The 21903-nt window shown below is 69.5% G+C and carries 22 protein-coding genes; 10 read left to right on the forward strand and 12 right to left on the reverse strand.

Going from position 1 to position 21903, the window contains the following annotated elements:
- Positions 1–300 precede the first annotated feature (300 nt).
- Positions 301–1062, reverse strand: coding sequence for a polyphosphate--glucose phosphotransferase (gene ppgK / locus AB0M24_RS19705; RefSeq protein ID WP_363769233.1), 762 nt, complete (start codon positions 1060–1062; stop codon positions 301–303).
- Between the two features lie 115 nt (positions 1063–1177).
- Between ppgK and AB0M24_RS19710 the strand changes: the two genes are divergently transcribed.
- On the forward strand, positions 1178–1972 hold the full coding sequence (locus AB0M24_RS19710) for an inositol monophosphatase family protein (RefSeq protein ID WP_363769236.1): 795 nt from the start codon (positions 1178–1180) through the stop codon (positions 1970–1972).
- A 101-nt stretch (positions 1973–2073) separates the two neighbouring features.
- Here AB0M24_RS19710 and AB0M24_RS19715 read toward each other — a convergent pair whose 3' ends face one another.
- A complete protein-coding gene (locus AB0M24_RS19715; protein ID WP_363769239.1) occupies positions 2074–2610 on the reverse strand; it encodes a PH domain-containing protein in 537 nt (178 codons plus the stop codon).
- A 28-nt stretch (positions 2611–2638) separates the two neighbouring features.
- On the reverse strand, positions 2639–3355 hold the full coding sequence (gene cei, locus AB0M24_RS19720) for an envelope integrity protein Cei (RefSeq protein ID WP_363769242.1): 717 nt from the start codon (positions 3353–3355) through the stop codon (positions 2639–2641).
- 423 nt (positions 3356–3778) lie between these two features.
- On the opposite strand from cei, the gene AB0M24_RS19725 reads away from it, so the two are divergent.
- The gene (locus AB0M24_RS19725) at positions 3779–4078 is read left to right on the forward strand and encodes a DUF4193 domain-containing protein (RefSeq protein ID WP_030464829.1); all 300 of its coding nucleotides are present in this window, start codon (positions 3779–3781) and stop codon (positions 4076–4078) included.
- Between the two features lie 69 nt (positions 4079–4147).
- Here the strand turns inward: AB0M24_RS19725 and AB0M24_RS19730 are convergent, their stop codons facing one another.
- Positions 4148–4609: a DUF3093 domain-containing protein gene (locus tag AB0M24_RS19730; protein WP_363769245.1), complete on the reverse strand. Its 462-nt coding sequence runs from the start codon at positions 4607–4609 to the stop codon at positions 4148–4150.
- A gap of 24 nt (positions 4610–4633) precedes the next feature.
- Here AB0M24_RS19730 and dut point away from each other — a divergent pair, with 24 nt between their 5' ends.
- Both dut and AB0M24_RS19740 read left to right on the forward strand, forming a co-directional pair.
- Positions 4634–5107, forward strand: coding sequence for a dUTP diphosphatase (dut, locus tag AB0M24_RS19735; protein ID WP_045316566.1), 474 nt, complete (start codon positions 4634–4636; stop codon positions 5105–5107).
- Between the two features lie 4 nt (positions 5108–5111).
- Positions 5112–5729, forward strand: a complete 618-nt coding sequence (locus tag AB0M24_RS19740) for a DUF3710 domain-containing protein (RefSeq protein WP_363769248.1) — start codon at positions 5112–5114, stop codon at positions 5727–5729.
- Here the strand turns inward: AB0M24_RS19740 and AB0M24_RS19745 are convergent.
- The gene (locus AB0M24_RS19745) at positions 5726–6385 is read right to left on the reverse strand and encodes an alpha/beta hydrolase (protein WP_363769251.1); all 660 of its coding nucleotides are present in this window, start codon (positions 6383–6385) and stop codon (positions 5726–5728) included. The two genes, AB0M24_RS19740 and AB0M24_RS19745, sit on opposite strands and share 4 nt — an antisense overlap.
- 84 nt (positions 6386–6469) lie before the next feature.
- Between AB0M24_RS19745 and AB0M24_RS19750 the strand changes: the two genes are divergently transcribed.
- Positions 6470–6835, forward strand: a complete 366-nt coding sequence (locus AB0M24_RS19750; RefSeq protein ID WP_363769254.1) for an OB-fold nucleic acid binding domain-containing protein — start codon at positions 6470–6472, stop codon at positions 6833–6835.
- Positions 6832–7584 carry a DUF3159 domain-containing protein gene (locus tag AB0M24_RS19755; protein WP_363769257.1) on the forward strand — a complete coding sequence of 251 codons (753 nt, stop codon included), beginning with the start codon at positions 6832–6834 and terminating at the stop codon, positions 7582–7584. Before AB0M24_RS19750 ends, AB0M24_RS19755 begins: the two co-directional genes overlap by 4 nt.
- Positions 7585–7683: 99 nt before the next feature.
- On the opposite strand, the gene AB0M24_RS19760 is transcribed toward AB0M24_RS19755, so the two are convergent.
- The 3 genes from AB0M24_RS19760 to AB0M24_RS19770 all read right to left on the reverse strand — a co-directional run bounded on the left by AB0M24_RS19760 (position 7684) and on the right by AB0M24_RS19770 (position 14410).
- Entirely contained in the window at positions 7684–9162 is a 1479-nt protein-coding gene (locus AB0M24_RS19760; protein ID WP_363769260.1) for a ricin-type beta-trefoil lectin domain protein, read from the reverse strand.
- A gap of 50 nt (positions 9163–9212) precedes the next feature.
- Positions 9213–11774 carry a LuxR C-terminal-related transcriptional regulator gene (locus AB0M24_RS19765; protein WP_363769263.1) on the reverse strand — a complete coding sequence of 854 codons (2562 nt, stop codon included), beginning with the start codon at positions 11772–11774 and terminating at the stop codon, positions 9213–9215.
- An 83-nt stretch (positions 11775–11857) separates the two neighbouring features.
- Positions 11858–14410 carry an AAA family ATPase gene (locus AB0M24_RS19770; protein WP_363769266.1) on the reverse strand — a complete coding sequence of 851 codons (2553 nt, stop codon included), beginning with the start codon at positions 14408–14410 and terminating at the stop codon, positions 11858–11860.
- A 128-nt stretch (positions 14411–14538) separates the two neighbouring features.
- Here AB0M24_RS19770 and AB0M24_RS19775 point away from each other — a divergent pair, with 128 nt between their 5' ends.
- Both AB0M24_RS19775 and AB0M24_RS19780 read left to right on the forward strand, forming a co-directional pair.
- On the forward strand, positions 14539–15030 hold the full coding sequence (locus AB0M24_RS19775; protein WP_363769269.1) for an RICIN domain-containing protein: 492 nt from the start codon (positions 14539–14541) through the stop codon (positions 15028–15030).
- Between the two features lie 40 nt (positions 15031–15070).
- Positions 15071–15568: an RICIN domain-containing protein gene (locus tag AB0M24_RS19780; RefSeq protein WP_363769272.1), complete on the forward strand. Its 498-nt coding sequence runs from the start codon at positions 15071–15073 to the stop codon at positions 15566–15568.
- Here AB0M24_RS19780 and AB0M24_RS19785 read toward each other — a convergent pair.
- From AB0M24_RS19785 to AB0M24_RS19800, 4 genes are all read right to left on the reverse strand, one after another.
- A complete protein-coding gene (locus AB0M24_RS19785; protein WP_363769274.1) occupies positions 15565–17016 on the reverse strand; it encodes an SPFH domain-containing protein in 1452 nt (483 codons plus the stop codon). The genes AB0M24_RS19780 and AB0M24_RS19785 overlap by 4 nt on opposite strands.
- A gap of 96 nt (positions 17017–17112) precedes the next feature.
- On the reverse strand, positions 17113–17316 hold the full coding sequence (locus AB0M24_RS19790) for a hypothetical protein (protein WP_363769277.1): 204 nt from the start codon (positions 17314–17316) through the stop codon (positions 17113–17115).
- The gene (locus AB0M24_RS19795; RefSeq protein WP_045316554.1) at positions 17316–17972 is read right to left on the reverse strand and encodes a TrkA family potassium uptake protein; all 657 of its coding nucleotides are present in this window, start codon (positions 17970–17972) and stop codon (positions 17316–17318) included. Before AB0M24_RS19795 ends, AB0M24_RS19790 begins: the two co-directional genes overlap by 1 nt.
- Positions 17972–18634, reverse strand: a complete 663-nt coding sequence (locus tag AB0M24_RS19800) for a TrkA family potassium uptake protein (RefSeq protein WP_363769281.1) — start codon at positions 18632–18634, stop codon at positions 17972–17974. Before AB0M24_RS19800 ends, AB0M24_RS19795 begins: the two co-directional genes overlap by 1 nt.
- Positions 18635–18716: 82 nt before the next feature.
- Here AB0M24_RS19800 and AB0M24_RS19805 point away from each other — a divergent pair, with 82 nt between their 5' ends.
- Positions 18717–20702, forward strand: coding sequence for an APC family permease (locus AB0M24_RS19805; RefSeq protein ID WP_363769284.1), 1986 nt, complete (start codon positions 18717–18719; stop codon positions 20700–20702).
- On the forward strand, positions 20699–21889 hold the full coding sequence (locus tag AB0M24_RS19810) for a class I SAM-dependent RNA methyltransferase (protein ID WP_363769287.1): 1191 nt from the start codon (positions 20699–20701) through the stop codon (positions 21887–21889). Before AB0M24_RS19805 ends, AB0M24_RS19810 begins: the two co-directional genes overlap by 4 nt.
- The last annotated feature ends 14 nt before the right edge of the window (positions 21890–21903 follow it).

The following is a 21903-nucleotide window of genomic DNA, read 5'->3' on the forward strand; positions in this document are numbered from 1 at the left end:
CGATCTTGCTTGGCGGGTGTGCGTTCCATTGTAACGACGTCGGTGACGCGGTGTTGCGCCCCGAGGTCGTTCGGAGCGCTCCCACCTGCGTTGTCCCAGCTAGATCCAGTCGGACACGTTTCGGTGTCAACTGTCTCCAAGCGCTGTGGCCGTCACCCTTCGCCGCGTCTTCGACGCTCAGCAGGGCGCCTCGCGGCACCTGCCCCTCGCCCACAGCCAACCAGGATGAGGGCGAGGGGCAGGCACCGCGACGCACCCGTCTGACCGCCGAATACGGGGCAAAGGGTGACGGCCACAGCGCTACGGGCGCACACCGTGTGCGGCGGCCCACGCGGCGCCCACAATGCCGGCGTCGTTTTTCAGTGCAGCAGCAACTACCTCGGTGCGCACTTCGAGCAACGGCAGCCACTTGTGCGCCTTCTTGCTCACGCCGCCACCGGCGATCACCAGGTCGGGCCAGATGAGGTCCTCCAGCACGTTGATGTACCGGGTGACCCGAGGCGCCCACTCCTCCCAGGACAGGCCCTTCTCCTCCTTCACGGAGGCGGCCGCACGCGTCTCGGCGTCGTGCCCGTCGACCTGCAGGTGCCCGAACTCGGTGTTCGGGACGAGCTTGCCGTCGAGGAACACCGCGCTGCCGATGCCCGTGCCGAACGTCAGCAGCACCACGGTCCCGGCCTTGCCGACGCCCGCGCCGAACGACATCTCCGCGATGCCGGCCGCGTCCGCGTCGTTCATCACGACGATGTCCTCGGGGTTGCGCTTGAGGCGTTCCGCGAAGAGCGTCTGCGCGTCGCAGTTGATCCAGCCCTTGTCGACGTTCGCCGCGCTCAGCGCCACGCCGTGCTTGACCACGCAGGGGAGCGTGATGCCGACCGGCCCGTCCCACTGGAACTTCTCGACGATCTCGGCGACGACCTCGGCCACCGCCTCGGGCGTCGAGGGCTGGGGCGTGGGGATCCGCATGCGTTCGCCGTCCAGTGCTCCTGCCTCGAGGTCGACAAGGCCGCCCTTGACGCCGGAGCCGCCGATGTCCACACCGAACCCGCGGGTGATGCCCATCCCCGTGGTCCTTCCTACTCGATGCTGCTGGTTTCGATTCAGTAATCGTGGTGCGCAGACATTAGCCTGAGGTAGTCCGATAGTCCCGTGCTAGTGACGTAGGAGGGAACCGGTCGTGTTCGATCCCCGGCCACTCGTCGACATCGCGACGGCCATCGGACGGGAAGCAGGCGCTCTTGTTCAGCGCATGCGTGCTTCCGCCGTCGTCTCGTTCGACACGAAGAGCACCTCGACCGACGTCGTCACCGCCGCCGACCGAGCCTCAGAACAACTCGTCCGGACGCGTCTGTCCGAGTTGCGCCCCGGCGAACCGGTCCTCGGCGAGGAGGAGGGCGGAACGGTCGTGGAGGGGCTGACCTGGGTCGTCGACCCGATCGACGGCACCGTCAACTACCTCTACGGAATCCCCTGGTACTCGGTGTCGATCGCGGCGCAGGTCGACGGTGAGTCCGTCGCGGGCGCTGTGGTCGAGCCCGCGACCGGCCGCGTGTGGACCGCTGCGCGCGGCTACGGCGCGTTTCTGGACGGCACGCCGTTGCACGTGTCCGCCACGACGGATCTCTCGCTGTCGTTGCTCGGCTACGGGTTCGCGTACCGGCCGGAGCGGCGTCAGCGGCAGGCCGACGCGTGGGCCGCGATGTCCACCCGAGTGCGTGACCTCCGCCGGGCCGGTGCGGCCTCCCTCGACCTGTGCTCCGTGGCGGCCGGGCGGCTCGACGCCTACGCCGAGCACGCCCTCGGCCGGTGGGACTGGGCGGCCGGCGGGCTGATCGCCGCGGAGGCCGGCGCGGTCGTGCGGCTGCCCGGATCGTCGCCCGAACTGGGGGAGGACGCGACGTTCGCGGCGGCCCCCGGCATCGCCGACGTGATGCACGACGCGCTCGTCGAGTCCGGCTTCGGCAAGGTCTGACGCAGCACCCGGATTGTATACACGCAGGTCAGCGCAACTGATATATCGGTTGTGCAAAAGACGTTTGCGGACGTCCGCAAACGTCTTTTGCATAAGGGGTGTCAGGGGCGGCGGGAGACCGGGGTTTTGCCGGTGAGCCGGGAGAGCAGGTCGACGACTTCGCGGACGTCCGGAACGTGGATCAGCTCGGCCACCGTGCCGTTGCCGAACCCGTCCGGCATGTGCCGGCCGTAGAGCCGGATGTACCCGGAGCCGTCGTCGCTCTCGGCGAACGCGAGGGTGTCGATCTCGGCGAGCGGCACCGACCGCGGCCGCCTGCCCGGCACGGACACGACGCGTTGGTCGGTGACGTAGTAGGTCGTGCGGCGCAGCGTGAGGAAGCGCCACGCGAACGGTTCGATGAAGTAGAAGGCCGTGGACCCGGCGAACATCGCCGCGAAGAACGTGACCGACCAGCCGTCGACCACGCCCAGTCCCTGGTTGAGCAGGCCGATGATCGCGGCCAGCACGGCGAACAGGACCGCGTCGAACTTCACGCTGAACCACATCCACGCCGGATCGACGCTCAGGAACACCGAACGGTGTGCGGGCGAGCCCTGCCACAGCACGCGCTCGTCCTGAAGAAGAGCAACCCCCATGCGCGCAAGGGTAGGGGACGAGCGGAAGTCAGCAGGTCACGTCGCGCGCGCCGGACAGGTTGTCCGGGCTCAGCGTCGGCGGGGTGGCCGCGGCGACCTGGCCGCCCTGCTGCTCCGGCTGCTGGTCCGCCCACTCCTTGAGCTGGTCGAGGACCTTGCGGGCGTCGCTGTTCGGCTTGACCTCGTCGAACTTCTTGCCCAAAGCGACGTCGACGGTCGCGTCCTGGCGGTCGTCGCGGACCAGTTCGAGGCACGGCTCCAGCAGCGACAGCGTGCGCGCGGCCTGGGAGCCGGGCGCGCCGAAGCGGATCTGGCCGCGGCAGTTCATGTCCTGCGCCGGGTAGATCGGGTCGTTGCCGGGGTCCGCCGCCTGCTTCAGGCCGAGCTCGGTGAGCTGGGTCGCGATGGTCTTGGCGTGGTTGCGCTGCGTCGAGGCGTTGATGACCTTGAAGTTGACCTCGCCGACCGGCACCGGGTTCGTGCGGTCGAGCGCGTCGTGCTCCAGCACCGTCCCCAGCGGTGGTGGCGGCGCCGTCGTCGTGTCCGCGGGATCCGGCGCACCGGAGACGGTCGTGGTCGCGTGACCAGGCGCGTTGCACTTGATGGCCGCGTCCACGTCACTCGCGTTGCCGAGCACCTTCACCCACACGAACACGGAACTGACCAACAGCACCGCGAACAGGACGAGCGCGGGCACGGGCCGACGCCGCTTGTAGGGCGTCAAACTTCCCGATGCGGGTCCCACGTCCGAAGCCCTCCCCGTATTCGTCCCCTGCTGATCAGCCTAGGCCCTGCCCGGCTGTCGCGCGCTCCGGCGGGCGTGACCCACCGCACCGGCCTGATTGCTCACAGTCAGGACGGTACCGGCCGGGCGCCAGGTTGCACGCCGAGCCGCACGTGCTCCCGCACAGGGTATCGGTCCAGCGTAGAAAGGTTGTGTCACCCGTCCGGTCGGTAAGGGGTAACCCGATGTCGAGTCACTCGGGCAATGAGCTACCCTCTGCGCGCTCCGCACACTTGTGGATCAAGCCTGGCGGGCACGCCTAGGGGGTTGGCCTGACCCTCGTGTGTGAGAGACCTACGTCACCTTGACGTGGGGCACAAAAGAGGTCGCTGGAGCGTTAACCAGCGACACGAACAGTCTCCGTAGACCGCAGGGGTGAAGAAGATGGCGACCGACTACGACGCGCCGCGTCGCAGCGAGGCGGACGAACTCGCTGAGGACTCCCTCGAGGAGTTGAAGGCCCGGCGGAACGAGACGCAGTCCGGCGTCGTGGACGTCGACGAGGACGCGAGCGCGGAGAACTTCGAGCTGCCCGGTGCCGATCTGTCCGGCGAGGAGCTCACGTTCAAGGTCCTGCCCAAGCAGGCCGACGAGTTCACGTGCTCGAAGTGCTTCCTGGTGCACCACCGCAGCAGGCTCGCCGAGGACAACAACGGCGTGTACATCTGCCGCGACTGCGCCTGATTCCGTCAGCAGAAATCCGCCAGAGAAAACTGGGCGCTCACCCGCACGGGTGGCGCCCAGTTGTGTTCTTCAGGACCTGATCGCGGCGACGAGCTCTTCCGGACGCCGCGTGCTGATCATCCAGTACGGGGTCGGGTCCTCCGGGTCGTTCACCCGCACCCGGACGAGTGGCTTCACCCAGCCGCGGGTCACGACGTACGCGGCCGGGTCGAGGAACGGGCCCATGGCCTTGCGCCGGTCCTCGGGCGCGATGATCTCGACGTCGCCGAGCAGGTCGAGCGGGATGTGGGCGTCGCCGGCCTTGAGCTCGCCGCCGGACACCTCGATCGTCGTCGAGCTCCACTTCACCAGCAGCAGGACCGTCAGCGGCAGCAGGATCACGTACGGCAGCCAGGAGCGGACACCGGGGAAGCCCATGTGCACCTCGGCGGCCAGCAGCCCGGCGCCCAGCAGCGGCAACGGCCAGATGTACGGCGTCACGTAGAGGCGCTCGCGGAAGGTCGTACTGGCGGTCACGGCAGTCTCACTCACGTCGTCAGGGTAATCTCGCCCGCCGTGTCCAGCGTCGAGGTGTTGCTGACCCGGCTCGATCCGGGGGTTCCCGTGCCCGCCTACGCCCGTCCCGGCGACGCGGGCGCCGATCTGGTCACCACGTCGGACGTGGTCATTCCACCAGGCGAGCGCGCTGTCGTCGGCACCGGTGTCGCGATCGCGCTCCCGACCGGGTACGCAGGGTTCGTGCACCCCCGTTCCGGACTGGCCGCGCGGGTCGGGCTGAGCGTGGTCAACACGCCCGGCACGATCGACTCCGGCTACCGCGGTGAGATCCGCGTTTGCCTCGTGAACCATGATCTGCGGGAGCCGATCGTGCTGTCGCGCGGTGACCGGATCGCCCAGCTCGTCGTGCAACGCGTCGAGCACGCGGTGTTCCGCGAGGTCACCGAGCTGCCGGAGACGGAGCGCGGTGCGGGAGGCTACGGCTCGACCGGTGGGCACGTGGTGCTCGCCCGTATGAAGACAGAGGGGTAGGGGCATGTTCGGAAGGCGCCGCAAGCGCGGTCGTCACTCCGCGGGGTCGGTCGACACCGGTCCGGAGCACGACGAGGCGTTCGACGAGGACGTCGACGGCCCGTGGGACTCGACCGTGGCGCCCCATGACGACGTGCAGCGGCTCGACCTGGGATCGGTGCAGCTGCCGATGCCGGCCGAGGCCCAGCTGCAGGTCGAGATGGACCAGGAGTCCGGTGCCGTGCGCGCCGTGCACGTCCTCACGTCCGTTGGGCAGCTGACGGTCAGCGCGTTCGCCGCGCCGAAGTCGGGTGGACTCTGGCGGGAGGTCGGCGCCGAGCTGATCGACGGCCTCAAGGAGGACGGCGCCCGGATCAACCGCGAGAACGGCGAGTGGGGCGAGGAGATCACCGCGCGCAACCAGGGCGTGCAGATCCTCTTCGTCGGCGTCGACGGGCCGCGCTGGATGCTGCGCGGTGTCGCGGCCGGTCCCGAGGAGCACTTCGAGCAGAACACCGCGGCGTTGCGCGAGATGCTGCGCGGCACCGTCGTCGTGCGCGGTGAGCAGCCGATGCCGCCGCGGACCCCGCTGCCGGTCGAACTGCCGGAAGCGATCGCCCGGCACATCCAGCAACAGGGCTAGGACCGCGCCTGCTGCCACGCCTGCACCGCGCGCCCCAGAGCGTGCGGGTAGGCGTCCAGCGCGATGGTCGTGAGCACGGCGCCGGGGATGGCGCCGGCCCACTGTTCAGCGATCTCGATCGGGTGCACCGGGTCGTCGGTGCACCCGACGATTCCCGTTGGCACGCCGAGGGTTTTCAGCTCCTCGAGCGTGGGCGCCTCCGACGTGGCGGCTTCCCGCAGGTGTGGCACCAGTTGCTCGCCGTAGGCCCGCCACGCCCGGCTCAGCTCGTCGTGCAGCCAGCCCGTCGTGCCCCGCAGCGCCGCGTCGAGTCCTTCGTTCGTGACGACGTCCGCGCTGATCTTCGCCGCCATCGCCGCCGGCGCGCCGCCGGGATGTCCCGTCCACGCGGGCAGGGCGAGGATCAGACCTGCGCACTTCGCCGGATTGCGCACCGCCCACGCCGCGGCGACGTGCGCTCCGAGTGAGACGCCGCCCACCACGATCGGGTGGCCCGCGGAGGCATTTTCGAGGGCCGTCAACCGTTCACTGAGTGTGCGTACACGCGGAGCGGTGAGAACGGCGCCGACCTGCGACAACGGGTCGGCGAACACGGAACGGACAAAAACCTCGTCTGAGGCGGTTCCGGGCAGGAGGAGCACAGTCTCGGCAGGCACGCCCGAGATTGTCGGTCCTCGTGCGTACCCTCACTCACAGACGGTCCACACCACGGGGCCACTTGAGCAATGCAGGAGTCGGGGATGAGCGGCTATTGGCGCCGCTTGGTGAAGCGCTTGACCAGCGACGTCACCGAGCTCGACGCGGACGACCTCTCGCGAGAAGCCGAGGCCGTCGGCGCGGTGAAGGCCTGCGACTGCAAGTCCGGTGAGGAGGTCACCGTCCTCGGCAGGCTCCGCAGCGTGGAGCTCTGTCCCAGGGACGCGGCCGCCACGCTGGAAGCCGAGCTCTACGACGGCACCGAGGGCGTCACCCTCGTCTGGCTCGGCCGCCGTCGCATCGCGGGAATCGAGCCTGGTCGCACGATCAAGGCCCGGGGCCGCATCGCCGTGCGCGACGGGCGCAAGGTGCTCTACAACCCCTATTACGAGTTGCAGAACGCTTCATGACCTCAGCTGAGACCGAAGAAAAGCAGCCCACTCTCCTCGAGCAGATGGGCGGCGTGAGCGGAATGCTCTACTCGTCGCTGCCCGTCGTCGTGTTCGTCATCGTCAACTTCGCGACCAAGAACCTGATGGCCGCGATCATCTCCTCGCTCGCCGCCGCCGTCGTCATCGGCGTGATCCTGGCCGTGCGCAAGGGCACCGTGCAGCCCGCGATCTCCGCCGTGTTCGGTGTGGGCATCGCGGCGTTCATCGCCTACAAGACCGGTGAGGCCAAGGGTTTCTTCCTCTTCGGCATCTGGCAGAGCGTCGTCTACGGCGGCGCGTTCGTCCTGTCGATCATCGTGCGCTGGCCGCTGGCCGGCGTGATCTGGACGTTCCTCAACGGCCGCGACCGCTCCTGGCGCTCCGACAAGGCCTCGGTCCGCGACTACGACATCGCGACCCTCGTGTGGGCCCTGGTGTTCTTCGCCCGCTTCGTCGTGCAGCGCTGGCTCTACGACGAGGACCAGGTCGGCTGGCTCGCCGTCGCGAAGCTCGGCATGGGCTACCCGCTGATGGCCATCGCCCTGCTGGCGACGGTGTGGGCGGTCCGCAGGTCCGACAAGCGTCTCAAGGCCGCCGAGGAAGCCCGCGCGGCCGAGGCGGAGGCGGAGGGCGTGCTCGCTCGCACCGCGGACGACCTGCTCACGCCGGACATGGACGAGCTGAAGCGAGTCGTCGAGGCAGATTCGCGTGACAAGTCCCGAGACTGACCCGTAGTCTTCCTGTTCTCGCGGCCGTCGCCACCCCCAGGGCGTCGGCCGCGTCCTATTTCCAGGCAAGGACGCGGCCGACCGCGCTGCTGTGTCAGCTCAGACCGCGATCTTCCACTTCTGAGCCTCGGTGCCGTTGCAGGAGAAGAGCTGCAGCAGCGTGCCGTCGGCGATCATGCCGTCCCGCAGCTCAAGGCACTTCCCGGACGCCGGGTGCACGATCGTGCCGTCGTCCTTGGGCACCCACTGCCGACCGGGGCCGCCGAGGCAGTCGAAGATCTCGATCCCCGTGCCGTCCGCGGTGCCGCCACCCGAGGCGCTGAGGCAGCGGGCCTCGGTGAGGACCGGGGCGCCCGAGACCCTGAGCACGGAGGGAAACCGCTGGGCAGCGGTGCCGTTGCAGTCGAAGATCTGCAGTTGCAGGCCGTCGTTGACCATGGCGCCGGGCAGGTCGACGCAGCGGTCGAAGACGCGCAGCGAGCCGTCCTCGTACTTGGTGAAGCGCTGGGCGGCCGACCCGTTGCAGTCGAACAGCTGGATCTTCGAGCCGTTGGCGTTGGTGCCGTCCCGCACGTCCAGGCACTTGCCCAGGACGCGGATCGACCCGTCACCGTCGGGGCCGGGCTTGAACGTCTGGGCCGCGGTGCCGTTGCAGCCCATGATCTGGATCTTGGTGCCGTTCGCGTCGCTGCCGCCGTCGACGTCGAGGCAGCGCTGCTTCATCTGGATCTGCTGGTCGGCGCGGACCGACCAGCTCTGGCCGTCGGTGCCGTTGCAGCCGAAGTACTGCGTCTTGTTGCCGTTCGCGATGTAGGCGTTGGGGTTGTCGACGCACTTGTCGCCCTTGCCGACGAACGCGCCGAACGGTGCCACGACCGTTTCCTTGATCCACGGCGCGATGTCGTCGACGCGGACCTGTGTGCCACCGTGCCGGGTCTCGGTGACCGACAGACATCCGTGCTGCCACGACGTCGAGGTGATGCCCGCGAGCTGCTCGCCCGCGAGTGCCGGGCCGCCCGCGTCGCCCTTGCAGGTGTCCTGGGCGGACGGGCTGGTGACCGCGAACGTGGCCGTGCTGAGCGCGCCGACGGTGAACGGCGCGATGGCCGCCTTGTCCGGTGCCCACGTGTCGGCGGTGCGGCCGTAGCCGATGACCCGCACGGTCGCGCCCGTGGCCGGTGCCGTGGTGGCGATCGGCAGCACCGGCACGTCGACGACCGGGATCGAGAGCTTCACCAGCGCGAGGTCGCGGTCGGCGCGGGGGACGACCAGGGTCGCCTGCTGCACGCGGCCCGCGGTGCCGGTCAGGTCGCCTCGGCCGATGGTCAGCGTGACCGGCGCGACGGGTGTGCCGTCCGCGTTGTGCGGCACGCAGTTCTTGGCGGTGACGACCCACAGCGGCGCGACCAGGCTGCCGGTGCACGCACCGGATGGGCTCTGGATCTTCGCGACGTAGCGGTGCTCGCCGGTGCCGACGGTGGTGCCGCCACCGACGGCGCTCGCGGCGGTGCCGGCGAGGATGAGCGCGGCGGATGCGAACACGCCGATGGACGCGCGTCTGAACGACGGCGATTTCATGTTGTTCCCCCAGATCAACTAAACCTTCCGGGGGACATGCTAGGCACTGTTCAGGAGGGGCCGAGCACTGTGCGAAGTTCGTCACGACCGGTAACGCCGAGCACGCCGTAGATCGCGTGCAGGTGGTTGTCGACGGTGCGCTTCGAGGTGTGCAGCTGCTCGGCGATCTGCTGGTTCGTGAGACCGGACGTCGCCAGCCGGGCCACCTCCACCTGGCGCCGGGTCAGGTGCGTGAGGCCGTCCGCGCGCAACGCCGGGGTGCGCACGCCGTCGAAGTCGCGCATCAGCAGCGCCTGGCGCGCCGAGGCCTGGGAGGCGGCGCGGACGTTGCCCTGAGCCCGGTGCAGGCGCGCGGCGGACGCGAGAGCCTCCGCGGCGTAGAGGGTGGCGCCGGTGCGCTGGAAGTCCGCCGCCACGGCCTCCAGAGCGGTCGGTGCGGCGTGCGCGAGGGCGGTCGCGTGGGCCGCGTAGGCCGCGGGCAGCGGGCCGTCCATCGTGGACATGAGGGCCGCCAGGCGCAGGGACGTGTCGACGCCGAGGCGCGCCGCGTCGTGCAGGGCCACGGCCTCGGGGCTGTGCAGGCCCTGCTCGGCGCACTCGTCGGCGGCCGCCATCGCCGCGTCGGCCGCGCCGCGGAGGTCGCCCGCCGCGGCGAGCACCCAGGAGCGGGCGACCGACACGGTGGCCCCCGTGTTCCTCCAGGCCGGGCGGCGGGCCTTCTCCGCGCGGGCCAGGGCTTCCTGGGCCAGTGCGTGGTCGCCGCACACCGACGCGGCCGCGGCGAGGCTCGACAACGCGATCGCGTCGAAGATCAGCGGGTTTTCCGCCGTCTTCGCACAGGCTTCGCGGGCGAAGCGCAGGGCGTTGGATCCATGGCCGCGCAAGCGCGCACAGAACGACAACACGCCGTACATCGACGTCGGGCCGATGAACGCCAACTCGTCGAACGCCATGTCGAGCGTCGCCAACGAGAGACTCTCCGCTTCGGCGAGATGGCCCCCGTACGCCAACGCGAACGTTCGCACGCGCAGCGCACCGTGGTCCGGCAGCGGCAAGTCGCTGATCACAGTCGGCAGCTCGGCTTCGTAGCGGTCGATCTCCTCGCCGACCTCGCGGTACCGGCCGGCCTGCACGAGGCACATCGACCTGATCAGTCGCATGTGGACGGACATGGGCGACACCACGGGTTCGTAGGTCTGCTCCAGCACCGTGTGCACGTTGTAGTAGTGGGCGTCCTGCAACATCCGGACGACCTTCACCCAGTCCCGCAGCTCGTCCGAGAGTCCCGGCACGTCGACGCGGTCGAGCACCGCCCTGGACGCGTCGCCGTCGCCCAGCGCGAAGTAGAGGTTCGTGGACCTGATGATGCCGAGCCGGGTCAGGTCCTCCGCCGACAACGAGCCGGCCATCACGTCGGCCAGCGTGGCCTCGGCCTGGTCCGGCGCGCGGCCGTGCATCAGCACCTGCCCGAACACGTACGCGACCTGCCCCAGCCCGCCCGCGTCGACGGCGGCGCGGCACAGGCGTTCGGCGAGCGTCACGTCACGCGCGGCCCACGCCTGCTCGGCGGCCGCGGCCAGCAGATCGAGTGAAATCGGTGAGCCGCCGTCGAGCCGCCACGTCGCGATGCGCATCAGGTCTTCACGACGGCGCGCGCCCGTTGCCTCCAGACCGGCGGCCAACGCCCGTTGGTGCGACTGCGCGCGCACGGGCGGACACGTTGCCCGCAACAGGCTGCCGTACAACGGATGCCCGAGCCGCACGACGGTCCGCCGCCCCGACGCCTCGACGCGGATCAGCGCCCGCGTCTCCAGGTCGTCGAGCGCCTCCTCCTGCACGAGCGACGCCAGCAGGTCGAGCTCCACCGGTTCGGAGTAGGCGAGCAGCTCCAGCGCCAGCCGGTGCGACGGCTCCAGCCGCCCGAGGTTCTCCTGCACGAGCTCGCCGAGCCGCCCGCCCAGCTCGATCGCGCCGTGCCACGCCCAGATGCCCTCGACCTCGCGCAACGACCCGACCGCACGCCCCGAGACGACGAGTTCCCTGAGGTACAACGGGTTTCCCGCGCTGGCCGACCACAGCGACGACGCCGACCGCGTGTCCACCGGCCCGCCCAGGGCCTGTTCCAGGAGGAGGTCCGACTCGGCCCGGGAGAGATCACCGAGCGGGTACCGCTGCAGCAGCCCCTCCTGCCACAGCTCGGCGCGCTCTCCGGGCCGTGACGTCACCAACACACGCGCGTGCCCGTGACGGATCATGTGGTGCAACATGCCAATGGACGCGTCATCGAGCAGATGGGCGTCGTCAACCACGATCGCCAACGGCTGCGGTTCGGCCAGAAGATGCTCCACGGCACGACCGAGCGGATTCGCCGTGCGCATGTCCGCGGGCAGCATCGCGGCGAGAGCGCCGAACGGGATCGATGACGTCGCCACGGTCGCGTAGCAGCGCCGCACGGTGAACCCGGTCTGCTCCAGCCGGTCGACGACCTCGTCCGCGAGCCGCGTCTTGCCCACCCCTGCGGGCCCGACGAGCGCGGCGCCCTTTCCGTTCGGTTCGGTGAGCGCGGACATCACGTCCTGAAGCTCCCGCACCCTGCCCACGAACGGCCACACAACTCGCAGTGTGCCGAAGTTTCCCTCAAGCGCCCATACAGTTTTGCCCGAGTCCGAAAAGGATGGGCACGAAAGTGTGGGCATCAACCCTGTCCGAACAGCGCGCGCAGCCCGCCTCGACCCGTCACACCCACCGCCGCGTACGTCGTGTGCAGATGGTTGTCCACGGTGCGTTTCGCGATGGCGAGCCGTTCGGCGATCTCCACGTTCGTCAGGCCCGCCACGGCCAGACGCGCGATTTCCAGCTGACGTGGCGTCAACGCGGCGAGGGTGCTCGTCACGACCAGACCAGGCGTGGTGGCGCCGTCGAACGTCTCCGCGATCGCCGAAGCCTGCCGTTCCAGCCGCTCGGCCTCACGAGGCCGGTCGTGCAACCGCGACAGCCTGCTGGCCTCCGCGAGCGCCTCGGCCGCGTACAGGGTGACCCCGCACGCCGCGAACGCCGCCGCCACCACCTCCAGGCCCGCCGGGTCACGCAACGCGCGCGCCTGGGCGTGAGAGGCATACGCGGTAGTTAGAGGGTCTTTCCGCGTCTTCGCCAGCTCCAGCAGTCGCGGCGACGTGTCCGCACCGAACCGGGCGGCGTCGTGCAGCGACACGATCTCCTCGGAATGAGCGCCGTGCGCACGCGCGGTGGCAGCGTTGTCCAGGGCCGCCTGCATCGCCTCGTTGACGCGTCCCGCACCGGCGAGCACCCACGCGCGCGCGGACCCCACCGCGAACCGGGCGATCCGCCAGGCCGGTCGCAGCCCTTCCTCGGCGCGCGCCAACGCCCGTTCCGCCCGGTCGGACTGCCCCTGCAACGCCGCCCCGGCCGCGAACTCGGCCAGCAGCAGCACGTCCCACATCATCGGCAGCACACCGGACTCCGGGATGCCCTCGGCGGTCATCCGCACGGCGGCCGCGGCTTGCCCGCGCAACCGCGCGCTCTGGCTCAGCAGCACCCGCGGCGGCACCTGGGTGACCGACCAGCGGTCCTCCTCGATCACCTCGGCCAGCGCCTGCGCGGCCCGCGTCTCGGCGCCGACCAGGTCACCGATGCGCAGGATGCTCTCGTTGCGCACCCAGTTCGCCGCGTTCACCAGCGACGGGAACCGCCCGGCCGTCGCCACGACCGCCTCGTGGTTGGCCTCGATCCGCGCGATCGCCTCGGTGTAGCGGCCGGCGAACTGGTCCGCGAACGCCAGCAGCTGACGCCCCGCCGTCGCCGCCCAGCCGCCGTCGCCGATCAGCAGCTCACCGCCGAGCCGCGCGATCCGCAGCGGCGCCGCTTCCAACGCGAACGTCAGCGCGAAGAACAGCACCGCGTGTTCCAGCTCGGACGGCAGCTTCTGCTCGGTGACCTCGTCCAGCACCGCGACGGCCGCGTCCTCGTCACCAAGGCCGAAGAACAGGTTGAACGCGCGCGTACAGCCCACCTGGATCACGGTGAGCATGTCGCCGCCCGCCGCCATCGTCTCGGCGAGCACCTCTTCGGCCTGTGCGCACTGACGTTGGTACATCAGCACGAGACCGAGCACGAGACCCACGCGCGAAGTCGCCCCACGTGCCACGGCGGCGCGCGAGAGCCGTTCGGCGAGTTCCCAGTCCTGTGCGGAAAGTGCCTGTTCAGCGGCCCGCGCGAGCACGTCCGGCGACTCCGCCGTGCCGCTGTCGAGCCGCCACGTGGCCACCCGCACCGCGTCACCGGGCAGGGAGGCGCCTTCTGCTTCGAGCCGGTCGGCCAACGCTCTTCGGTGCGCGCGAGCTCTCAACGTCGGGCACGTGGCCCGCAGGCGCGCGCTGTAGAGCGGGTGGGCGACGCGCGCGCGTCCGTCGTCACCGATGCGCACGAACCCCATGTCCACGAGGTCGTGCGGGATCGGCATCAGCTCGGGCTCCAGCGGCTCCCCGTACGCGAGCAGCTCGAGCGCCCTGCGTTGCGGCTCGGCGAGCCGGTTCAGCGTGAGGTCGACGAGCTCGGCGAGCCGTCCGGACAGCTCCAGCGGCCCGTTCCAGTTCCAGCCGCCCTGGGTCTCGGTGAGCGCGCCCGAGTGCAGCCCGGTCGCGACGAGTTCCTTGAGGTACAACGGGTTGCCCTGGCTGTTCGCCCACACCAGGTGCCGGGTCGAGACGTCGGCGGGCCCGCCGAGCGCAGACGTGAGCAACGCGTCCGCCCGCTCCTGGTCGAGCGCATCGACGTGCACGACCGTCAGCCCCTCGATGCCCGGCCACCCGAGCCGTGCCGTGCAGATGACCCGCGTCAGCTTGTGGCGCACCACGTGCTGCAACACCAACAACGACGCGTCGTCGAGCAGATGAGCGTCATCGATCGACAACACCCGCCGTCCGCCGCGGGTGAGCTGCTCGGCCGCGGCACGCACCGACGACGCCGGCAGGAAACCAGGGCCGGGCGAGCCCGCGGGAAGGTCGGTGGGCACGTGCGACGCGATCGCGCCGAGCGGGATCCGGGACGTGGCGACCGTGGCGTAACAGCGCACCACCGGGTGCGGCACAGCGGCGAGCGCCTCCGCGGCCAGGCGCGTCTTGCCGACTCCGGGAGGACCGGACAGCAGCACGGCGCCGTCCACGGCCAGCGCCCGCAGCGCCGCCCTCAGCTCACTCTCGCGCCCGACCAGGGGCAACTGATCGCTCACAGCTGGTAAGTGCTCGCTTCCGTTGCGCAGATACCCGACAAGTTGAGCATGTCCATGCTCATGACGACGACAACCGGCCCTTCCAGGATGGCGTGGGTGCCGAAAACCGGCACGAAGAGGGGGGAGTCATGAGGAAGAAGGCAGCGATCTTCGCGGCGCTCGCACTGATCGCCGGGACCATCTTCACGACCACCACGGCGTCGGCGGGAGCGGCCCAGGACGGGCAGCTGCTCCGGTCGTACCTGAACACCAGCCTGTGCCTGACCGTGTCCGACGGCAACGTGGGCAACGGCGCCGGCGTGATCATGACCGAGTGCTCCGTCACCGACACCGGCCAGCGCTGGTTCTGGGACGGGCTGAACCTGCGCAGCGTGCAGTCCCTGAGGTGCCTCACCGCCGCGTGGAACAACGTCGGGGACGGCGCGGCGCTGCACATGTGGGACTGCCGGGGCTGGTACGCGCAGATGTTCTACCGGCCGGGCGGGGAGAACCTGGGGCGCATCCAGCAGATCCAGAGCCCCAACCCGTGCGTCGAGGTCTCGGGGGCGAACCCGCGCGCAGGTGCTTCCGTGCAGCTGTGGACGTGTCACGGCGGCTCGAACCACCGCTGGACCGTCTGACCGGCTGTATCAGGCGGCGCGCGGCGAGCGTCAGGACCGCATGAAACCTTTCGTGCGCAAGATCGCTCTCCTGGCCTCGCTCGCGCTCGTCTCCGGCGGGCTGCTCGTCGGCACGTCCGCGTCGGCGGGCGCGCAGACCGGCAACTACGTCCAGTCGAAGTTCAACGGGCGTTGCATGAGCGCCGCCTCCGGCCAGAACGGCGCCGGGATCATCATGGTCGACTGCGTGAACGCCCTGAACCAGCGCTGGTACTGGGACGGGCTGCGGCTGCGCAACGCCGACGGCGGCAGATGCCTCACCGCCGCGTGGGGCAACAGCGACAACGGCGCCCACCTGCAGTTGTTCGACTGCGACCCGAACAGACCCGGCCACCAGACCTTCTACCGCCCGGCCTCGACCAGCGCCGAGGTCGGACGGATCCGGGTGTGGATGCAGGGCTACCGGTGCGTCGAGATCGCCGGCGCGAACTGGTGGAACGGCGCCTCCGTGCAGCTCTGGGACTGCCACGGAGGCGGCAACCAGTACTGGTGGGTCTAAGAAACCGGCAGGCCGTTGACGGGGTTCTCGTCAACGGCCTTCGGCGCGCTCTTCATGGCGTCCATCAGCTGCCGGGCGAGGCCGAGTCCCGTGCCACCCATCGACAACGCCTTGGTCAGCAGGTCGGACACCCCGTCGGCGCCGTTGAAGACGACCATGTGGTCGACGTTCCCGAACGCCTTCGACGCCGCCTCCACGATCTCCGGCCACTTCTCCGCGAGCTGCTGGGCGACGACCGCGTCGGGGTTCTCCGCCAGAGCGGACGACCTCGCGCTGATCGCCTCCGCCTCGGCGAGTCCCTGGGCACGGAGAGCCTCGGCCTCGGCGAGACCTTGAGCCTTGGTGGCGTCCGCGATGGCCAGACCGCGTGCTTTCGCGGCGATCGCCTCGGCCTCACCGGTCGCGCGCGTGGCCTCGGCTTCCGCCACCGCAGCGGCCTTCACCCGCGTCGCGTCGGCTGCCGCTCGCAGCTCGATCTCCCGGGCCTGCGCCTCGGCACGGGCGATCTGCGCGTCACGGTCGGCGTCGGCCAGCGTGCGCGTCTCGTACGCGCGGGCGTCGGCGGGTTTGCGGACCTGCGCCTGCAGCTTCTGCTCGGCCAGATCGGCCTCCAGCTCCACAGCACGCGTCTCCTGCACGACGACCTGCTGCCGTGAGGTCGCCATCGCGAGCGGACCCGCCTGCTGCGACTCGGCCTTCGCCTGGTCGATCTCGGCCTGGTAGGCGGCCGACTTGATCTGCGCGTCCCGCCACGCGGCTGCCTTCTTGGCGTTCGCGACCTGCTCGGCCTCGGTCGCCTCCTGGTCGCGTTGCGCCTCGGCGATGCGCGCGGACGCGGCGATGGCGGCGGCGTGCGGCTTGCCGAGGTTCGTGATGTAGCCGGTGGTGTCCTCGATCTCCTGGATCTGCAACGAGTCCACGATGAGCCCGAGCTTGCTCATCTCGTCGGCCGACGACTGCCGCACCTGGGCGGTCAGCGCCTCGCGGTTGTGCAGCATGTCCTCGATCGTCAGGCTGCCGACGATCGAGCGCAGGTGCCCGGCGAACAGCGAGTGCGTCTTGTCGTCCATGCGGTCCTGCTGGTCGAGGAACCGCCGCGCGGAGTTCGCGATCGAGGCGTAGTCGTCGCCGACCTTGTAGATCACCACGCCGCGCACGTGCACCGGGATGCCCTGGCTCGTCACGCACGACACCTGCAGATCGGCCACCCGCGTGTCCAGCGAGAGCCGGCGCGCGGTCTGGAAACCGGGCAGCACCAGCACGCCCTTACCGGTGACGATCTTGAACGTCAGGCTGTCCGCCGTGTCGCGGATTCCGCGCGCGCCGAGACCTGAGATGATCAACGCCTCGTTGGGCTCCGCGACCCGCCACAACGCGCGCAGGAGCAAGAACAGCATCAGCACCGCGAAAATCACGCCACCGATGAGATATAAGACCGTTTCGTCCATTTCACAGTCCCCCTAACGGCCGGGGAGACCTCTCAGGAAGTCTCCCCACGACAGAACCTGTCGCCGACCAGACTTCCCGGCACACCAAGGGAAAGACTACAACGGACGCCACCGCTGGACGTAGACCGTTCGGGGTTCTTCGAAGTCCACGACGAGGATTTGCTGCCCGATTTCGATCACGCTGTCCTCGTCCGCGGGATATGCGTAGAAAGCCTCCGCGCCACCCCGCACCGCGATCATCACCTCGCCCACGAGACCGGGCCCGACCCTGCCGGTGACCCGGCCTCGTTTGCCGATCATCAGTACCCGAGCGCGGTCTTGATGTCCTGTTCGACTGCTGCCGTCGTGACGAACAACAGCTCGTCGCCGCCCTCGAGAGTGTCGTCGGGCTGCGGCACGATGACCCGCCCACCGCGCAGGATCGTCACCAACGCGGCGTCACGCGGCAACGTCAGTTCGGAGACCGCACGGCCCGCGAACGGCGTCGACTCGTCGAGCGTGATCTCCACGAGGTTCGCCTGCCCCTGCCGCAACGTCAGCAGCCGCACCACGTCGCCGATCGTCACGGACTCCTCGACCATCGCGGCGAGCAACCGCGGCGTCGACACGGCGACGTCGACACCCCACGACTCCGTGAAGAGCCATTCGTTCGTCGGGTCGTTCACGCGCGCGACGACACGACGAACCGCGAACTCCGTCTTGGCGAGCAACGACACCACGAGGTTGACCTTGTCGTCACCGGTCGCGGCGATCACCACGTCGCACAGCTGCATGCCCGCGTCCTCCAAAGAGGACAGCTCGCACGCGTCGGCCTGCACCCACTCGGCCTGCTCGACCGAGTTCGGGTCGAAGTGCGCCCGGTCCCGCTCGATCAGCATCACCTGGTGCCCGTCCTGCACGAGCTCCTGCGCGATGGACCGCCCCACCGCGCCCGCACCAGCGATCGCGACCCGCATCAGCTCTCCTCCGGTGCCTGCTGCGCCGCGGCCGCGACGTCGGTGATCGTGCCGGACAACGCCGCCACGTAGATGATGTCGTCCGCCTGCACGACGGCCTTCGCGTCCGGCAGCACACCCGTGCCGAACCGCATGAGGAACGCCACGCGGGCGCCGATGGCCGCTTCGAGCTCGAACACGGGCCGCCCGACCCACGTCTCGTCGACCTCGATCGGCAGCACCGCCACGGTGCCGGACGGGTCGCGCCACGCCGTCGAGGCGCCCTCGGGCAGCAGCATCCGCAGGAACCTGTCGGTCGACCACGGCACCGTGGCCACCGTCGGGATGCCCAACCGCTCGTAGACGGCCGCGCGCTTGTGGTCGTAAATACGCGCGACGACGTGCTCGACGCCGAACGTCTCACGCGCCACGCGAGCCGAGATGATGTTGGAGTTGTCGCCGCTCGAGACCGCCGCGAACGCGCCGGCGCGCTCGACCCCCGCCTCGATCAGGACATTGCGGTCGAAACCGTTCCCGACGACCTGCTGGCCGTGGAAGTCGCTGCCCAGCCGGCGGAACGACTGGGCGTCCTTGTCGATCACGGCGACCTGGTGGTCGAGCCGCTCCAAGGCCCTGGCCAGGGAGGCCCCGACCCGGCCACACCCCATGATCACGACGTGCACGACATGCCTCCTCAGGCGAACCTTGAGCAGAACCTACCGAGCATTAGCCCGTCCCGGTGAGTGGACCCCTTACGCTCTGGCCGTGTCCAAGCTCGCCACCGCTGCCAAACGCCTCCTGGTCGGACGGCCGTTCCGCAGTGATCGTCTCGCTCACACCCTGCTGCCCAAACGCATCGCGCTCCCCGTGTTCGCGTCCGACGCCATGTCGTCGGTCGCCTACGCGCCGGAGGAGATCTTCCTGATGCTCTCGGTGGCGGGGTTGAGCGCCTACGCGATGGCGCCCTGGGTCGGGGTCGCCGTCGTCGTGGTGATGCTCACCGTGGTCGCCAGCTACCGCCAGAACGTGCACGCCTACCCGTCCGGCGGTGGCGACTACGAGGTCGCGACGGTGAACCTGGGGCGCAGAGCGGGGCTGACAGTGGCGAGCGCCCTGCTCGTGGACTACATCCTCACGGTCGCGGTGTCGATCTCGGCGGCGGCGGCGAACATCGGGTCCGCGATCCCGTTCGTCGCGGAGCACAAGGCGTTGTTCGCGGTCGCCGCGATCGTGGTGCTGACAGCGATCAACCTGCGCGGCATCCGCGAGTCCGGCAGCGCGTTCGCGATCCCCACCTACGCGTTCATGGTCGGCATCATGGTCCTGATCGCGTGGGGCCTGTTCCGCGGGTTCGTGCTCGGTGACGAGATGCGTGCGGAGAGTGCCGGCTTCGAGATCCACGCCGAGGGCGACCACCTGATGGGGCTCGCGTTCGTGTTCCTCGTGCTGCGGGCGTTCTCGTCCGGCTGTGCCGCGCTGACCGGTGTCGAGGCGATCAGCAACGGCGTGCCCGCGTTCCGCAAGCCCAAGTCCCGCAACGCCGCCACGACGCTGCTGATGATGGGCGGCATCTCGGTGACGATGCTGATGGGCCTGATCGTGCTCGCGCAGCTGACCGACGTGCGGATGGCCGAGTTCCCGAAGGACCAGATCGCGAACGCTCCGGCGGACTACGAGCAGAAGACGATGGTGGCGCAGGTCGCGCACGCCGTGTTCAGCGACTTCCCGGCGGGCTTCTTCTTCATCACCGCCGTCACCGCGCTGATCCTGGTGCTCGCGGCCAACACGGCGTTCAACGGCTTCCCGGTGCTCGGCTCGATCCTCGCCCAGGACCGCTACCTGCCGCGCCAGCTGCACACTCGCGGCGACCGGCTGGCGTTCTCGAACGGGATCCTCTTCCTGGCCGGCTTCGCGGTCGTGCTCGTGATCGCGTTCGACGCCGAGGTCACGCGGCTGATCCAGCTGTACATCGTGGGCGTGTTCGTGTCGTTCACGCTGAGCCAGCTCGGCATGATCAGGCACTGGAAGCGGCTGCTCAAGACCGAGACGGACGCGCAGGCGCGCAGCCGGATGCGGCGCTCGCAGGCGATCAACACGTTCGGTCTCGTGATGACCGCGACCGTGCTGATCGTCGTGCTCATCACGAAGTTCACCAAGGGCGCGTGGATCGCCATCGCCGCGATGGCCGCCATCTACGCGTTGATGACGGCGATCCGCAAGCACTACGACACCGTCGCCGAGGAGCTGCGCCAGCAGGAGCGGGTGCGCACGATGCCGGCGCGCAACCACGCGATGGTGCTGGTGTCCAAACTGCACATGCCGACCCTGCGGGCGTTGTCCTACGCCAAGGCGACGCGGCCGGACGTGCTGGAGGCCGTCACGGTCAACGTCGACGACGGCGACACGCGCAAGCTCGTCGCGGACTGGGAGCGGGAGAACTTCAAGATTCCGCTGAAGGTGATCGAGTCGCCGTACCGCGAGATCACCAAACCTGTGCTGGACTACGTGAAGCGCGTGAAGTCCGACAACCCGCGCGACGTGGTCACCGTGTTCATCCCCGAGTACGTCGTCGGTCACTGGTGGGAGCAGCTGCTGCACAACCAGAGCGCGTTGCGGCTCAAGGGAAGGCTGCTGTTCCAGCCGGGTGTCATGGTCACGAGCGTGCCGTGGCAGCTGGCTTCCTCCGTGAAGGTTCGTGACAAGGACGTCATCGCGCCCGGTGCTGTCCGAAGGGGACTCGACGACCGATGAGCTGGGTTGGTTCCAAGTTCGAAGTAGAGGTCGGTGCCGTCGCGCACGGTGGCCACTTCGTTGCACGGCATGAGGGACGCGTTCTGTTCGTGCGTCACGCACTGCCCGGTGAGCGTGTTGTGGCCTCGGTTTACGAGGACAACGGCGGGTCGTTCTGCCGTGCGGACGCCGTGGAGATTCTTTCCGCTTCACCGGATCGTGTGGAGCCGCCGTGCCCGTTCAGCGGCCCCGGGATGTGCGGTGGCTGCGACTTCCAGCACGTGTCGTGGGACGCGCAACGCGAGCTGAAGGCTCAGGTCGTCCGCGAGCAGCTCTCGCGTCTGGGCAAGATCGAGCGGGACGTCGTCGTGGAGGCGCTGCCGGGCGGTCCGCTGGAGTGGCGGACCCGGATCCGGATGGCCGTCGACGGCGACGGACGGCCCGGTTTCCGCGGCACCCGTTCCCACGATGTGATCCCGATCGACCACTGTGTGATCTCCCGGCCGGGCATGGTCGAGGCGGTCGCCGACCGAAAGTGGCGAGCCCAGGAGTTGAAGCTCACCCAGGACGGTGACGGCAACCTGCATGTGGGTGAGGTGCGCGGACGACACACCGCGCGACGCGCCGGATCCGGTACGGCCGTTGAGACGGCCGCCCAACGAAAGTGGCGAATTTCTGCCGACGGTTTCTGGCAGGTCCACCCGGCGGCCGCGGACACGTTCGCCACGGTCGTGGGGGAGTGGGCGGCGGCTCAGCCGGGACAGCGCGCGTGGGATCTCTACGGCGGCGCGGGACTGTTCGCGTCGGTGCTCGCGCGGCAGGTCGGCGAAAGCGGATCCGTGCTGGTCGTGGAGTCTTTCCCCGGTGCTGTGGAGGACGGCAGGCGCAACCTTCGCCGCATGTCCCAGGTGGAGTGGGTGGCGGACAAGGTGGAGCGCGCCGTGACGCGCCGGCTGCCCGTCGAGGACCCTCACGCCGTGGTGCTCGACCCGCCTCGAAAGGGCGCCGGGAAGGTCGTTGTGGCTGAAGTCGCACGACGGCACCCGGAGCGGGTCGTCTACGTGGCTTGCGACCCTGCCGCACTGGCGAGGGACCTGGCTGAATTCACAGTTCAGGGGTATCGGCTGGCGGAACTGCGAGCGTTCGACGCGTTCCCGATGACGCATCACATGGAGTGCATCGCCCTGCTTGTCCCTGAGACGAGGTAAAGCAGCGTCTCAGT

Origin of the sequence: Lentzea sp. NPDC051838 (assembly GCF_040681245.1) — a bacterium.
In the GTDB taxonomy this organism is placed as follows: domain Bacteria; phylum Actinomycetota; class Actinomycetes; order Mycobacteriales; family Pseudonocardiaceae; genus Lentzea.